At 68.4% G+C, this 14,741-nt stretch carries 17 protein-coding genes; 4 read left to right on the forward strand and 13 right to left on the reverse strand.

All coding sequences use genetic code 11. From position 1 onward, the window contains the following. Window positions 1-2 precede the first annotated feature (2 nt). The 8 genes from G4G29_RS23230 to G4G29_RS24380 all read right to left on the reverse strand — a co-directional run bounded on the left by G4G29_RS23230 (window position 3) and on the right by G4G29_RS24380 (window position 5,370). The gene (locus G4G29_RS23230) at window positions 3-596 is read right to left on the reverse strand and encodes a carboxypeptidase regulatory-like domain-containing protein (RefSeq protein ID WP_244632264.1); all 594 of its coding nucleotides are present in this window, start codon (window positions 594-596) and stop codon (window positions 3-5) included. A gap of 453 nt (window positions 597-1,049) precedes the next feature. After that, window positions 1,050-1,250 carry an SdrD B-like domain-containing protein gene (locus G4G29_RS20295; RefSeq protein WP_183151368.1) on the reverse strand — a complete coding sequence of 67 codons (201 nt, stop codon included), beginning with the start codon at window positions 1,248-1,250 and terminating at the stop codon, window positions 1,050-1,052. Window positions 1,251-1,330: 80 nt separating this feature from the next. Beyond that, window positions 1,331-1,984 (reverse strand): hypothetical protein, encoded by a 654-nt coding sequence (locus tag G4G29_RS20300; RefSeq protein ID WP_183151369.1) that lies wholly within the window; start codon window positions 1,982-1,984, stop codon window positions 1,331-1,333. Between the two features lie 66 nt (window positions 1,985-2,050). Continuing rightward, complete coding sequence (locus G4G29_RS20305; protein WP_183151370.1) at window positions 2,051-2,701, reverse strand: dihydrofolate reductase family protein; 651 nt, start codon at window positions 2,699-2,701, stop codon at window positions 2,051-2,053. A gap of 84 nt (window positions 2,702-2,785) precedes the next feature. Further along, a complete protein-coding gene (locus G4G29_RS20310) occupies window positions 2,786-3,841 on the reverse strand; it encodes an LLM class flavin-dependent oxidoreductase (RefSeq protein ID WP_183151371.1) in 1,056 nt (351 codons plus the stop codon). A 28-nt stretch (window positions 3,842-3,869) separates the two neighbouring features. After that, window positions 3,870-4,313, reverse strand: a complete 444-nt coding sequence (locus G4G29_RS24370; protein ID WP_309491609.1) for a hypothetical protein — start codon at window positions 4,311-4,313, stop codon at window positions 3,870-3,872. Next, complete coding sequence (locus tag G4G29_RS24375; RefSeq protein ID WP_345941129.1) at window positions 4,310-5,095, reverse strand: methyltransferase; 786 nt, start codon at window positions 5,093-5,095, stop codon at window positions 4,310-4,312. Before G4G29_RS24375 ends, G4G29_RS24370 begins: the two co-directional genes overlap by 4 nt. Further along, window positions 5,056-5,370, reverse strand: coding sequence for a hypothetical protein (locus G4G29_RS24380; protein ID WP_345941130.1), 315 nt, complete (start codon window positions 5,368-5,370; stop codon window positions 5,056-5,058). The genes G4G29_RS24375 and G4G29_RS24380 overlap by 40 nt, the downstream gene beginning before the upstream one ends. 1,131 nt (window positions 5,371-6,501) lie before the next feature. Between G4G29_RS24380 and G4G29_RS23235 the strand changes: the two genes are divergently transcribed. The 4 genes from G4G29_RS23235 (at window position 6,502) to trxA (ending at window position 10,752) form a co-directional block, all read left to right on the forward strand. Further along, the gene (locus G4G29_RS23235) at window positions 6,502-7,641 is read left to right on the forward strand and encodes a DUF6049 family protein (RefSeq protein ID WP_244632265.1); all 1,140 of its coding nucleotides are present in this window, start codon (window positions 6,502-6,504) and stop codon (window positions 7,639-7,641) included. Next, entirely contained in the window at window positions 7,634-9,340 is a 1,707-nt protein-coding gene (locus tag G4G29_RS20325; protein ID WP_244632266.1) for a lipid II flippase MurJ, read from the forward strand. Before G4G29_RS23235 ends, G4G29_RS20325 begins: the two co-directional genes overlap by 8 nt. A gap of 45 nt (window positions 9,341-9,385) precedes the next feature. After that, window positions 9,386-10,360, forward strand: coding sequence for a thioredoxin-disulfide reductase (trxB, locus tag G4G29_RS20330; RefSeq protein ID WP_183151372.1), 975 nt, complete (start codon window positions 9,386-9,388; stop codon window positions 10,358-10,360). A gap of 68 nt (window positions 10,361-10,428) precedes the next feature. After that, the gene (trxA, locus tag G4G29_RS20335; RefSeq protein ID WP_046014687.1) at window positions 10,429-10,752 is read left to right on the forward strand and encodes a thioredoxin; all 324 of its coding nucleotides are present in this window, start codon (window positions 10,429-10,431) and stop codon (window positions 10,750-10,752) included. A gap of 430 nt (window positions 10,753-11,182) precedes the next feature. On the opposite strand, the gene G4G29_RS20340 is transcribed toward trxA, so the two are convergent. The 5 genes from G4G29_RS20340 to G4G29_RS20360 all read right to left on the reverse strand — a co-directional run bounded on the left by G4G29_RS20340 (window position 11,183) and on the right by G4G29_RS20360 (window position 14,734). Beyond that, window positions 11,183-11,452 carry a hypothetical protein gene (locus tag G4G29_RS20340; protein WP_183151373.1) on the reverse strand — a complete coding sequence of 90 codons (270 nt, stop codon included), beginning with the start codon at window positions 11,450-11,452 and terminating at the stop codon, window positions 11,183-11,185. Between the two features lie 61 nt (window positions 11,453-11,513). Beyond that, complete coding sequence (locus tag G4G29_RS23240; RefSeq protein WP_244632267.1) at window positions 11,514-11,768, reverse strand: N-acetyltransferase; 255 nt, start codon at window positions 11,766-11,768, stop codon at window positions 11,514-11,516. Window positions 11,769-12,149: 381 nt separating this feature from the next. Then, window positions 12,150-12,836 (reverse strand): PIG-L family deacetylase, encoded by a 687-nt coding sequence (locus G4G29_RS20350; protein ID WP_183151374.1) that lies wholly within the window; start codon window positions 12,834-12,836, stop codon window positions 12,150-12,152. A 36-nt stretch (window positions 12,837-12,872) separates the two neighbouring features. Continuing rightward, window positions 12,873-13,760: a carbohydrate ABC transporter permease gene (locus tag G4G29_RS20355; protein WP_183151375.1), complete on the reverse strand. Its 888-nt coding sequence runs from the start codon at window positions 13,758-13,760 to the stop codon at window positions 12,873-12,875. Further along, window positions 13,760-14,734, reverse strand: coding sequence for a sugar ABC transporter permease (locus G4G29_RS20360; RefSeq protein WP_202045441.1), 975 nt, complete (start codon window positions 14,732-14,734; stop codon window positions 13,760-13,762). Before G4G29_RS20360 ends, G4G29_RS20355 begins: the two co-directional genes overlap by 1 nt. Window positions 14,735-14,741: the final 7 nt, after the last annotated feature.

Consider the following 14,741-nt stretch of genomic DNA (forward strand, 5'->3'; position numbering starts at 1 on the left):
CCTCAGCCGTCCGGATCACTCCGCGTCGCCGGGCTCGACGCGCTCGAGGTGGGGAGGGTCAGCCGCGCGAGCGACGGCGCGCGACGACCAGCAGCACGACGCCGAGGATCAGCACGGCCCCGCCCCCGACCGCCCAGGCCAGTGTCTCCGGGCCGAGTCCGGTCGCGGGGGCGCGCCGTTGCCTCCTCCGGTGCTCGGGGGTCGGTCGGGTCCGGCGGGACGACCACGGCGTCGGCCGCGAGCGTGAAGTCCTGCTCCTCGACGGCTTCACCGGCGGCGGTGATCACGACCGTGCGGGTGGCGGAGCCGACGACGCTCGTCCCTGTCGGCGGCACCACCGTGAGGATGTAGGTGCCGGGCGGGAGCTCGCCGAGGCCGAACGTGCCGTCGGCGCCCGAGGTGACCTGTTGCGGGGTACCGGGTCCGGTCACGGTCACGACCACGTCGGCAAGGGGATTGCCGTCGTCGTCGCGCACCGTGCCGTCGACAGCGCCGAGTCGCGCGAGTTCGAAGTCGACATCCTCGACATCTGCGGCGGCCACCTGCTGGTCGCGCGTGACCGGCGACGTCGCGACGAAGCCGGCGGGCGTCGTCATGGTGATCGCGTAGTCGCCCGCGGCGAGGCGGGGAAGGTGTACGCCCCTGACGCGTCGGTGACGCGCGTGAGGGTCGCACCCCGGGGCCGACCGCGGTCACGGTCACGCCGGCGACGCCGGCGCCGTTCGAGCGGACGGTTCCGCGCAGGTCGGGGTTCTCGGCGATCCGGAAGTCGACGTTCTCGATCGGCACTTCGCTGCCCCGTGGCACGACGACGGGTGCTGGTGCGAGGTCGACCGTGTAGCCGGAGGGAGCAGTGATCGTGGCGGGGTGCGTGCCGACCGACACCTGGTCGAACAGGTAGCTCCCGTCTGCGTCGGTGGTGGTGGTCTGACCGTCGATCGTCACAGCCACCCCGGCGACCGGCGTCCCCGCGGTGTCGGTGACGCGTCCGGACACGGCGACGGGAACGATGTCACGGAGTCCGAAATCGGCCACCGCATCGCCGGCGCTCAGATTCGCCGCGATGGTGGTGGGTCCGGTCGGGATCTTCCCGGCCGGGGTGTCACGCGCACGGTGTAGCCGTCGGCGGCGATGAATCCGGGGAACGAGTATGTGCCATCCGCGGCGGTGGTCGTGGTGCCCACGACGGTGCCGTTCGCGTCGGTCAGCGTGAGAGCGACGCCCGACGCCGGAGCACCGGTGTCGGTCACGGTTCCCGTGATGTCCTGGGCGATCGATGCGAACCACGTCTGGTAGACCGGCAGCCCCGAACGGCGGGTGAAGATGAGACTCAGGGAACTGATCGCAGCGTTCGGCTCGAACCACGCCGCGGAGCCGCTGGTGTCGGCCGCGGCCGCGTTGCCGGTGAGCGTGAGGGTCGTCTCGTCCCAGGTCGGGACGTCATCGGCCGCCCCCGTGCAGGGGGCTTGCCGACCACACCGGGGGCGCAGTAGTTGAAGAGGTCTTGCAGTCCGAGTTCCGCCGCGGTGAGCACGTGTCCGTCGGGGGCCGTGGCACGGATGCGCACCGCGTCCGCGTCGATGTCGCCCACCGCGAAGGCCCACCCCGAGGTCGGGGTCGGCGTCGCGAAAGAGTATGTCGTCGTGGACGGGCTCGTCGCGTTGTCGGCCTTGGGCCGCAGGTTCAGGTAGGCCTGGTCGCGGCTGGAGCCGTACTTGGCGCCGATGGGCGTGCCCTCCGACAACCACGTCGACGCACCCGAGATCACGCCGATCTGTCCGGCGCGGGAGTCGCTCGCCATCGTCGCCGTGAGCGCCGGCTGAGCCGCGATCTGGACCGTCGTCGTGTAGGCGCCGCCGGTACCGGTCACAGGCTGCCACGTCGCCCACGCCGTGGTCGTCGCCGCTGCCGCGGGGATCGTCCCCACCAGCACGGCCACGAGAGCGAGACTTCCGGCGATGATCCCCGTGCGGCGCAGACGCATGAGGTCAGCGTACTGATATGCCGGCTCCGCGGGAAGGGCGGACGGGCGACGACCGCGGCGCGCGATTCACCCCTCGCGGGAGTAGGTCACGTGGATGACACCCGACTCGGCCACCTCGGAGGTCGCACGATATCCGTTCTCGAACCCACGGAGGTCATCCCACAGCCGGATCCCGCTGCCGAGCAGGATCGGCGTGATGCCGACGTGCAGATCGTCGACGAGTCCCGCCTTCAGGAAGTCCCGCACGGTGGTCGCTCCTCCGCCCGCGCGCACATCACCTCCGGCTGCGGCGTCGACGGCGAGACGCAGGGCCTCGTCCGGAGAGACCGAGAGGAAGTGGAAGCTCGTGCCGTTCGCGAACTCGATCGTCGGACGCGGAGAGCGCGTGAGCACGAAGACGGGCACCCGGAACGGCGGCTCCTCGCCCCACCAGCCGCGCCAGTCCGGGTCAGCCGCGTTGTCGTGGAGTCCGAACATGCCCGCGCCCATGATCTCGGCGCCGATGTTCTCGAAGTAGTGCGCCGCGTACTTCTCGTCGACCCCGGTGGTCCCCGCTCCGCTGGTGTCGAGGAACACCCGCTCGTGGAACGTCCGCGTCGCCGTGTAGGCGGCGGTGAGCCGACCCCAGTCCTCGCCGAACGGGTTCTCGGGGGTCTGATCCGTCGTCGTGGCGAAGCCGTCGAGCGAGATGTTGAGATCGACGCGGACACGGGTCATCGAGGCCTCCGGCACTGTCGGGCTGACGCACCGTTCGATGCGCCAGCCTCAGCGTCGAGGTTCAGCCGTCCGTTGTCAAGACACTCAGATGGCGTCGCCCTGCACGGGCCCCTCGGTGTTGGGCTTCCACCCGAGCGCCGGGGCGACATGGGTCGCGAACGCCTCGAGCACATGCAGGTTGTACTCCGGTCCGAGCTGGTTCGGGATCGTGAGCAGCAGCGTGTCGGCGGCCATCACGGCCTCGTCCTGCTTCAGCTGCGCGATCAGCACGTCCGGCTCTGCGGCGTACGTCTTGCCGAAGGTGGAGCGGAATCCGTCGATGACGCCGATCTGGTCGGCGTTCTCCTCGCTGCGCAGTCCGAAGTACGCCCTGTCCATGTCGGAGACCAGGGGGAAGACGCTGCGGCTCACGGAGACGCGAGGGCGGCCCGTGTGTCCTGCCTCCTTGTACGCGGAGCGGAACAGTTCGATCTGCTCGCGCTGCAGCTCGTGGAACGGCTGGCCGGTCGCCTCGGTCACGAGCGTCGAGCTCATCATGTTGAGTCCCTTGCGCCCGGTCTCCTCTGCGGTCGCCCGCGAACCCGAGCCCCACCAGATGTGGTCGCGGAGGGTCGGCGACTGCGGCTCGATCGCGAGGTAGCGACCGGCACCCACCATCCGCGGGTCACCGGGGGCGATGCCTTCGCCGTCGATCGCACGCAGGAAGAGGTCGAACTTCTCCCGCGCCAGCACGCTGCCGCGCTCCGGATCCTCCTCGTCGACGTAACCGAACGTCTCGTAGCCGCGCAAGGCGGTCTCGGGTGAGCCACGGCTCACACCGAGCGCGATCCGCCCGTCGGCGATCAGGTCGAGCGCGGCCGCCTCTTCGGCGAACTGGAAAGGGTTCTCGTAGCGCATGTCGATCACGCCGGTGCCGACTTCGATGCGCTTCGTGCGCGCCGCCATCGCCGACAGCAGCGGCATGGGCGATGCGGCCTGGCGAGCCCAGTGGTGCACGCGGACCGAGGCGCCGTTGACGCCGATCTCGTCCGCCCCCTCCGCGATCTCGATCGTCTGCTTCAGCATGTCACCCGCGGTGCGGGTCGCCGAGCCGGGCACATCTGCATAGTGCCCGAAGGAGAGGAATCCGAAAGCCTTCATGATCTATTCCAACGCATGGATCGGTCCTCTATTCCCCCGGCAGCAGGATGCCGTCGAGCATGAGCGAACGCAGGCGCGGCTCGAGCTCCGCCCACAGGTCGGCGAGCGGCACCTCGAAGAGGTCGGCGAGCGCAGCCGCTATCTGCGCCACCGTGAGGTCGCCGTCGCACGCACCGACGAATCCGGCGAGCGCGGGATCGACGGCGATCGTCCGGCCGAACCCGCCGCCCTGACGCAGCTCGATCACACTCGGATCGTCGTTGCCCGGCATCAGATGGCGTGCCTCGGTGACATCCGCGGCGACCACGAGCGTCGGCGGCACTCCCTCCACGAGCACATCGTGGGCGGCGAGGCCCGCGGCCAGGGCGGCGCCGACGTTCGACACGTGCTGGGCGAGGCGCTCCGTCCGTCGGAGCGGCTCCCCCGCGGTGCCCCGACGCATCAGGACGTATCCGAACCCGATCGAGGTCACTCCGCGCGCCGCGAAGTCGTCGAGCCAGGCGGTGAGCAGCGGGGTGAAGGAGGGATCGCGCGGTGTGGTGCCGCCGTCGCGGATCCACAGCTCGGCATACGCGAGGGGGAGAGCTCTTCGCGCTGGATCACCCAGAGGTCGAGGTCGGCCGGAACCCAGGCCTCCAGCCGGGCGAGGCCGGCGACGGCGGCGTCGGACTCCCAGTTGCCGAGCAGCTGCGCGATGCCGTTCTGCGTCAGGAACCTCGGGGCGCTGCGTACGAACTGCTCGACAAGGGCATCGCCCACCAGCCCGCCGTCGCGGTACTCGTATGCGGGGACGCCCTCGACCCGCGGCGTGATCACGAACGGCGGATTGGAGACGATCAGATCGAACGCCTCTCCTGCCACGGGTTCGAACATGCTGCCGTGGCGGAACTCGATGTTCGAGACGCCGTTCAGGCGGGCGTTGAGTTCGGCGAACGCGAGCGCGCGGGAGGAGATGTCCGTCGCCACGACCGTGCGTGCGCGACGCGCGACCAGGAGCGCCTGGATGCCGCACCCCGTGCCGAGGTCGAGCGCACGATCCACCTCGATAGGGACGATGGTCTCTGCCAGGGTGCGCGAGGCGCCGCCGACTCCGAGCACGTGATCGGCGGGGAGGGCGCCGTCGAGGGCCACTTCGTCGAGGTCGCTGGCGATCCACCACTCCCCCACGCCGTCCGCATCGACGAACGACTGCGGCCGCAGCAGGGCGGTCGGCGTCACCGTCTCGCTCTCGGCCCTGGCGAGTCCGAGAGCCACGAGCCCCTCCACTCCGAGCTGTGGCAACGCCGCGGCCACCGAGGCCTTCGGTTGCGGCATCCCCAGCACCAGCAGGCGGCCGAGAGTGGCGAGAGGCCGCTGTCGCCCTCGATCGCGCGGAGGATCGGCTCGCGCATCCCCCGTCCGAGGGCGTCGTCGGCCTCTTCGCCCCACAGGCGCCGCAGGGGCTCGGAGCGGAGGTCGGCGGCGTCGAGGTCGGCGGCGAGCGCGGCGGTGCGGAGCGGGTCGGGGACCGGTTCGGGGGTGTCGGACACGGCCGTCACTCTACGCGTCTTCAGGGTTCTCCTTCGTGCGGCCTCCTAGAATCACTAGGTCAGTACTCACGAGCAGCCCCTCACCGGGCGTTCGAGGAAGACCTTCATGACCGCGATCACCCCCGACACCGGCCTCCGTGCGCGCCTACGACGGCTCGCAGGCAGGACCGCTGTTCTGGCGATCGCATTGGGCGGTTGTGCTCTCGTCGTGCCGAGCGCGGCCACCGCCGCCGAGCAGTCGGACGACGAGCCGAGCGTCGAGCTGCACGTCTCCGCCGGCCTTCGCGGGGTCATCGCCCCCGGTTCGTCGACATCGGCGATCCTCACGGTCGACAACGGCGAAGACGCGACACTGTCCGCCGGGCAGGTCGAGGTCGAGCTCAGTCGCACTCCGTTGACCGATGGGGAGGCGGTGTCGAGCTGGCTCGACGACGGCGAGGCCCCGGGTGATTTCGCGTCCGTCGGAACCGAGGCGACCGAGGCGGTGGATGCCGGCGCGTCGGCCACGGCCACGGTCTTCCTCTCCGAGGCGACCCTCGAAGGCCTCGGCCCCGGCGTGTATCCGCTGCGTGCCGAACTCACCGACGCGACGACCGGAGGGACCGGCGACGACGCGGTCCCGATCGAGGCGAGTGCGACGAGCGTTCTGGTCGTGGCCGCGGCACAGACCAGCCAGGTCGGCGTCATCGTGCCGATCACGGCGACGCCCGAGGCTGGTGCTCTGCTCACGGCCGAGGAACTCACCACCCTGACAGGCCCTGAGGGCACCCTGACCGCGCAGCTCGACGGCGTCGCGGGGACCACGGCTGTGCTCGCGATCGACCCCTCGATCCCCGCGGCGATCCGCGTGCTCGGCTCCGCGGCCCCGGAGAGCGCGCGGGAGTGGCTCGTGCGGCTCGATGGACTGCCGAACGCCCGATTCGCGTTGCAGTTCGGCGATGCGGACGCGGCGGCTCAGGCGCAAGCCGGCCTGCCGTCGCTGTTGCAGCCGACGACACTGGCCCCGTTCCTCGATGTGGCGAACTTCCGCAGACTCCCGCGACGGTCGCGCCGACGGCCGATCCGGGTGCGACAGCGGATCCGACACCTGGCGCCACCGAGTCCCCCGCTCTCCCCACCGACGAAGAGCTCATGGCGATCGAGGGGGCTCTGCCGCGAATCCTGTGGCCGCAGGATGCGCTCACGCAGAAGGACCTCACCGCATTCGCGGGATACCTCGAGGGGGACACCACGACGATCGTGTCATCGACGGCGGTCGGCGGGGGCAGCGCCGCTCACGCCACGGCGGGCGGCCAGGACCTCCTCGTCACGGATGCCGCCGCGTCCGCCGTCCTGTCGAAGGTCGCGGCCGAGCCGGACCCGGTGGACCGCCAGCGTCTGCTCGCCGAAGCGGCGGCCCGACTCCAGCTGACGAAGGGAGCGACGCCGGGCGCCCCGCTCCTCATCGGGTTGGAGCGCGACGAGGACCGCACGTCCGATGCGCTGCGCGATGCGATCTCCTCGGCCGACTCGATCGGGTTCGAGCTGTCCGCCCTCCGCGCGGTCGCTCCGGTGGCCGCGACGGTGACCGACGCGCCTGATGCTGCGAGAGCGGGTGCCGTGGGTGCCCTCCTGGCCGACGAGACCACTCTCACGGCTTTCTCGTCGATCCTCGCCGACCCGCAGGTGCTGTTGAGCCCGGAGCGGATCCGCATCCTTCGCACGCTGGCGGTCGGGACGTCGGCCGCGGTGTTCACAGAGAAGGTCGCGGCCCATCAGGAACGCACCAGGGCGACTCTCGCCGCCGTGAACATTCCGCCGTCCAGCACGATCCAGCTCCTCACCGCGAACGCCGATCTGCCGATCGCGGTGCGCAACGACCTGCCGTGGCCCGTGACGGTGCAGCTGTTCGTGTCGCCCACCGATCCGCGACTCGACGTCAAGCCCATGACCGAGACGGTCGTGCAGGCGAACTCCACGACACGGGTCAAGGTTCCCGTGTCCGCGCGGGTGGGCAGCGGCGAGGTCGACCTCCGCCTGAGCCTGTACAGTCCCACCGGCGTGCAGATCCAGGGGGACCAGTCCATCCGGGTCGCTGTCCGTGCGGAGTGGGAGACCATCGGGCTGGTCATCTTCGGGGGTCTGGCCGTGCTGCTGATCGCGCTCGGCGTGATCCGCACCATCCGCCGCAAGCGCCGGGAGGCGGCCGAGGAGTCGGCCGTCGAGGCGCAGATCGACGCACTGGATGAGACGGCCGCCCAGCCGACCGAGCCCGAGGAGCGGCGTGAATAGTCTCGGACGCGCGAGCGCCATCATCGGAGCGGGCACCATGGTCTCCCGTCTGACGGGACTGCTGCGGAGCATCGTGCTCGTCGGGGTCATCGGGTCGTACAAGTCCGGACCGGCAGACGCCTTCACGTTCGCGAACCAGCTTCCGAACAGCGTCTTCTCCCTGATCTCGGTGGGCATCCTCACGGCGGTCATCGTGCCGCAGATCGTGAAGGCGACCGCAGATGTCGACGGCGGCAACGCCTTCATCTCCAAGCTGTTCACGCTCGGAACCGTCGTCCTGGTCGTGATCACCGGCATCGCGACGGCAGCCGCCCCCTGGCTCGTTCATCTGGTGGCCGGCCGGGCGACCCCCGACATCCTGGCTCTGGCCACCGCTCTCGCCTACTGGTGTCTGCCCCAGATCCTGCTCTACGGCCTGTATGCGCTGCTCGGCGAGGCCCTCAACGCCCGCCGCATCTTCGGCCCGTTCACCTGGGCCCCGGTGGTCAACAACGTCATCTCGATCATCGGGTTCCTGATCCTCGGCGCGGTGTTCGCTCCGGTCTCGACCGATGCCGCCGACTGGACCCCGGCCATGATCAACACGCTCGGCGGCACCGCCACGCTGGGCATCGCTCTGCAGGCCGTGGTGCTGCTGGTGTTCTGGCGGCGCACCGGTCTGGCGCTGAAACCCGACTTCCGGTGGCGCGGCGTGGGCCTCGGGGCGGTGGGACGCCTGGCGGGGTGGACCTTCCTCATGGCGTTCGCGAGCCTCGCCGCAGGAATGCTGCAGGGATTCATCATCAGCGAGGCTGCCGGCGCCGGTGCGTCGGTGACGGTCACGGCCAACGCCTGGCTGATCTTCATGCTGCCCTACTCGGTGATCGTGCTCTCGATCGGCACTCCCTATTTCACGCAGATCAGCGAGCATGCCGCTGCGGGGCGCCACGACGAGGTCCGTGCCGACATCTCGCGCAGCATCCGCACCCTCCTCTTCTTCATCCTGGCCGCCGTGGCCGCCGTCGCCGCCGCAGCGGTGCCCGCCTCCCGCGTCTTCACGAAGGACGCGGAGGGCGTCACGGCCGCGAGCGCGGCGCAGTCGGCAGCGGTCGTGCTGCTCTGCTATCTCGTCAGCCTCATCCCGCTCACGATCCTCTTCATCGTCCAGCGCACCTTCTACGCGTATGACGACACCCGCACCCCGTTCTGGTTCACGATCGTCCAGTGCGTGCTCATCGTCGTCACCACGCTCGCGGCGTGGGCCCTGTACGAGGCCGATGTGATCCCGCTCACCTCGCTGGCGGCCGCCGTGGCACTCGGGCAGTCGATCGCGAGCGTCCTGCAGACCCTGCTGGCCACGTGGCTGCTGCATCGCAAGATCGGCGGGTTGCAGATCGGCTCCTGGATGGCCGCCGTGGGTCGCTTCGCCGTGGCGGCCGTGCCCGCGGGTCTCGCCGGGTGGGGGTCTTCGTGCTCGCAGGGGTGCCGAGGGATGGATGGTGGCAAGCCCGGTGTTCGGAGCCCTCGCCACCGCGGTCATCGGCTTCGTCGTGGTCGTGGTGTACGTCGCCATCCTCGCCCTGATGCGGGCTCCCGAGCTCAAGGCCGGCGGGGCCCTGGTCCGCCGGTTCCTCCCCGGTCGCTGATCCGCGCACGGAGCCGTCTCCCAGGCCGGTGGCGCACACTGTCGAGGGAATGCCCCGCGGTTACCATGGGTTGAAGCAGTCGAAGGTCATTCGACCGCAGTTTCTACGACGGAGAGCACATGCGTCAGGTCATCATCATCGGCTCCGGCCCTGCCGGATTCACGGCTGCCATCTATGCGGCCAGGGCGAACCTCAAGCCGCTGCTCATCGCGAGCTCGGTGGAGGTCGGCGGCGAGCTGATGAACACCACCGAGGTCGAGAACTACCCCGGCTTCCCCGAGGGCATCCAGGGTCCTGAGCTGATGGCGAAGTTCCAGGAGCAGGCTGAGAAGTTCGGCACCGAGGTCGTCTACGACGACGTCACCGAGCTGCAGCTCGACGGCCCGGTCAAGAAGGTCGTCCTCGGCAGCGGTGCCGAGCACGAGACCCAGTCGCTCATCTATGCGACCGGATCCGCATATCGCAAGCTCGGCATCGAGGGCGAAGAGCGTCTGTCCGGCTACGGCGTCTCGTGGTGCGCGACGTGCGACGGGTTCTTCTTCCGTCAGAAGACGATCGCGGTCGTCGGCGGCGGCGACTCGGCGATGGAAGAGGCCACCTTCCTCACGCGCTTCGCCGACAAGGTCTACGTCATCCACCGCAAGGACTCCCTGCGGGCGTCGAAGATCATGCAGGAGCGCGCGTTCGCGAACGAGAAGATCGAGTTCGTGTGGAACAGCGAGGTCGCCGAGGTCCTCGGTGGCGACTCGGTGACGGGCGTGCAGCTGCGCTCCACGGTCGACGGCACGCTGAGCGATCTTCCGCTCGACGGTCTGTTCATCGCGATCGGCAACGACCCCCGCACGCACCTCGTGCACGACAAGCTCGAGCTGACGCCGGAGGGCACCATCTGGGTCGACGGCCGCTCGTCGAAGACCTCGGTGCCTGGCGTGTTCGCCGCGGGCGACGTCATCGACCCGACGTACCGTCAGGCCATCACGGCTGCCGGCACAGGCACCGTCGCCGCTCTCGACGCGGAGCACTTCCTCGCGGATTTTGAGGACGCCTCCGTGGAGGTCCCGGCTGCGGAGGCGGCGGAGATCCTCACCGCCTGAACACGGCGGGAACACTTTTCCCTCGTCGGCTGTTGTAGCAGACGAACCTCGAATCAAGGAGAACTCTGATGAGTGCAAAGGCTACGAGCCAGGCGACCTGGGAGCAGGACGTTCTGCAGGCCGACGGTCCCGTGCTGGTGGACTTCTGGGCCGAGTGGTGTGGTCCGTGTCGTATGGTCGCGCCGGTTCTGGACGAGATCCAGGCCGACAACCCCGACAAGATCACGATCCTCAAGCTGAACGTCGACGAGAACCCTGAACTCGCGATGAAGTACCAGATCACGTCGATCCCGGCGATGAAGGTCTTCGACGGCGGTGAGGTCAAGACGACCATCATCGGCGCCAAGCCCAAGTTCGCGCTCGAGAAGGACCTCGCCGCCTTCATCGGCTGATCCTCCGACTCGCAAGGGCCGCACCTCCCGGGGAGGTGCGGCCCTTCTGCGTCCCGGTGCAGGGGAGACTAGCACTGAGCGCGACCTTCCTCCTGTTGTATAGTGTTACCTTCTATCACCTCTGGAGCGTTGTTGAATTTGCCCGGGTTCAATCGGTAACAGGCAGGAAAATGCGATGAATACACTTCTCGTCCTCATGGGGGTTCTCCTCGTCGCTTGCCCAGCGATCCTCCTTGTACTGCTCCTCGTCATCGTGGTGCGATTTCGAGACAACGTCTACGCAGACCTTCGTGCGCTTCGTGGGGGCGTGAATCGGAGAAGGGATAAGGGGTTGGGGTCAGAGAAGCGCTGACCGCTCCAGAGTGATCTTCTCTAAGAGGTCGACGATGTCGCCCTCTTCGTCCGCTCGACGAGAGATCGCTTCATGCCGCTACGGCCTGACGCCTGCGGGCAGAAGGAACAGCGCCAGGAGCGCGATCTCGAGGATGCCGGTACCGGAGAACACCACCAGGGCGGCACGATTCGTGCGACTCAGCCCGAACGGACCGACGACCGCGAAGACGGCGGCGATCAGGACGAGTGTCCATCCGATCGGCGGAGCCAGGAAGATGGTCAGCATTCCGACCAGGATCAGCGCGGCGACGCCGATATCGCGCCCTCTGTCCAGCTTCGACGGCGTAGACGCCTCCCCCGGTGTCATCCTTGGGTACCCACTGGAGATAGCATGGGTGTAACATTATACGTTGCTGCCGTCCCCGGTCTCAGCGCACAGCGGCGATCGGCCTCCCGAACGTCACGCCCCCCGGTGTCCTGCGCAGTTCTGTGAATCCGATACGGCGGTAGAAGGCGATCGCCCCGGTGTTCGTCCCGCCGGCCGTCAGTTGCAGCCCCGGAATGCCGCGCCGGCCGAGATCCTGGACGAGGGCGTCGATCAGAGCGCGCCCCCACCCGCTCCCCTGCGCTTCGGGCAGCAGGTCGATGTGCAGATGCGCGGGATGCTCGTCGACGAACGGCACCGGCCGCCCCCGATCGCCGCGGCGTATCGGAGCATCGCGGCGTCCTTCGCGGAGTCTCCGCCGCGCGGCGGTGCCCCTCCTCGCGCGGCGGCCACCACTCGTAGCGGAACCAGCGTTCGAACGCTGCCGTGTCGGGCGCGCACACGACGTAGCCGACGACGCGCTGTCCGTCGTCGATCACGAAGGCGGCGTCCGGGTGCTTCGCGACGTAGGGCAGCACGAAGATGTCGGCGAGAAGCCCCGAGGATCGATAGAGCCCGGTGGCGTCGGCACCGCCGTCACCCGTGCGCAGGCAGATGTCGGCGAGGTCCGCCTCGTCTCCGCGCCGGAAGGGCCGGAGGAGCGCTCGCCCCTCCGGCCCTTCCGCAGACGCGATCGAGCTCACGGTCCTGCGAGCTTGGCGCCCTTGTCCGCGACCACGAAACCGCAGGCACGGGTGGTCCCTGCCAGGCAGCCCTTCGCCAGCATGTTGGCGCTGTAGTAGTCGATGTAGCGGAAGCCGTAGGTCTCGCCCCGCGCGAACGCCTGACCCTGGATCGCCGCACGCCACGTCTCATACGCGGCATCCGGGATCTCGACGTACATGTCGGGTGCGAAGCCCTCGGCGTCCTCCCAGTTGTCCGCGTGCAGGAACTGCGTGATCCCGTGGCGACCGTACGGGCTGCCCACCGGGAGCGACGCGAGGAAGCGGCCGCGCTCGGCGAGGATCGCCGCACGTTCGTGGTCGCGATGGATGCTCTTGGTCCAGTGCGTGATGAGGATCTCGGGCTTCTCCTGACGGATGATGTCGGCGATCTGCTCCGCCGCCGAATCATCGTCGGGCAGGAAGCCGTCGGAGTAGTCGAGCACACGGAACTCCGCGCCGATGGCAGCCGCGAAAGCCTCGCCCTCGGCGACCTTCTGCACGCGGTACTCCTCCGGGCTGATCGTGGGGTGTCCGCGCTCCCCGTACGTGCAGGCGAGGATGATCGCGCGATCGCCCTCCTGCACCATCTTGGCGAGAGTGGGACCCGCGGTCAGGTCCATGTCGCCGATGTGCCCGCCGATGGCGAGGACTGTCCTACCCATTGTGTTGCTCCATTCGTGGTGCGTCGGACTGCGAGGTCACTTCATCCCGCTGAGCATCACGCCGCGGACGTAGTACTTCTGCAGGAAGAGGAAGATGATCAGGACGGGGAGCGTGCTGATCACGATGCCGGCCATCACGATCGGCATCGTGCGGTTCGGGTCGATGAAGCTCTGCAGCATCTGGATGCCGACCGGCAGGGTCATCAGATCGGGGTTGGCCGAGGCGATCAGCGACGACCAGATGTACTCGTTCCACTGACCGACGAAGGTGATGACACCCAGCGTGATCGCGACGGGCGTCGCCTGCGGGAGCACGATGTTGAAGAACAGTCGCCATTCGCCCGCACCGTCGATGCGGGCGGCCTCGAGCATCTCGTCGGGAACGCCGACCATGAACTGCCGCATCAGGAAGATGCCGAAGCCGCTCACGAGGAACGGGAGCATCAACGAGACGATGTTGTTCGTCATGCCGCCGAAGCCGCCCTGACCGAGGATGTTGTTCCCGCCGACCAGCGGCCAGTTCAGCATGATCAGGAAGTCGGGGATCAGCAGCAGGAACGGCGGCAGCATCATGGTCGCGAGAACGAAGCGGAAGATGACGTCCCGCCCTCGGAATCGCAGCTTCGCCAGCGCATAGCCGGCCATGGCCGAGGTGATCAGCACGGATGCCGTCACGACCAGGGTCACCACGACGCTGTTGAAGAACAGCTTGTCGAGCTGCAGCTGCTCGAACGCGGCGGTGTAGTTATCCCACGTCCACGTCTCGGGGAAGAAGCGGTAGGGGAAGATGCCGTACTCGCCGGGTCCCTTGAGGGAGCTGAATACCGTGTCGAAGAACGGCACGATCATCATGACCCCGCCGATCGCGACCACGAGGTAGGAGATCCAGGGGAACGGGTGACGCTTGCTCTTGCGGACGCCCATCAGTCGTCTCCTCCGGTGCGACGGCTGATCCACAGCTGGAGCAGCGTGATGATGAAGATGATGAGGAACAGCACCATCGCCATGGCGCTCGCCGTGCCCCAGGCGCCGAACTTGAACGCCTGCTGGTACATCTCGAACGCCGCGACGTTCGTGGCGTTCGCAGGCCCGCCGTCCTTCGTCATCACGATGATCAGCGCGAAGGACTGGAGCCCCGCGATGCACTGGGTGATGAAGACGAACACGAGCGACGGGCGCAGCAGCGGCAGCGTGATGCTCCAGAACGTGCGCCACGGCCCCGCGCCGTCGATCTCCGCTGCCTCGTACATGGTCTTGTCGATGCCCTTGATGCCGGCGGTGAGGATGAGCACGGCGGCGCCGATGGAAGCCCACGCCTGCACCACGGCAACAGAGGGCAGTGCGAGATTCGGGTCGGAGAGGAATCCGATCGAGTTCACACCGACCGCGTTCAGCACAGCGTTGATGAGCCCAGCGGGCTGGTAGAGCATCTTCCAGACGTTGCCGATGGCGACCACGGTCGCGACCACGGGAAGGAAGTACAGGAATCGCCAGAACCCCTGGAACTTCAGCCGTTCGATCAGCTGGGCGACCACGACCGATCCGCCCACCGCCAGGATCACGGCGATGATCGCGAACAGGAACGTGTTCACCAGGATCGGCGAGACGAACGTGCTGTCCAGCTGCAGGATCTCGGCGTAGTTCTGGAAGCCGGTGAACTCGATCTTCGTGAGATCGAATCCGCCCCAGGTCGACAGCGACAGGAAGATCGCGAAGAACGTGGGGAGGATGAGGAACACGGTGAAGAACAGCAGGGAGGGCGCCAGGAACAGGTACCCGGCGCGCGCCTCGCGGCGGAATCTGCGGGCCCTCGGCTTGGTCTTCGTCGTGCCGACGGTGACCGCCATCGTGTCCTCGGCGGCTTCTTGCGCCGCCGTCATGAGTGTGGGATTGGCCATCGGCCCT

The sequence above is a fragment of the Microbacterium sp. Se63.02b genome, assembly GCF_014171575.1.
Classification (GTDB): Bacteria; Actinomycetota; Actinomycetes; order Actinomycetales; family Microbacteriaceae; genus Microbacterium.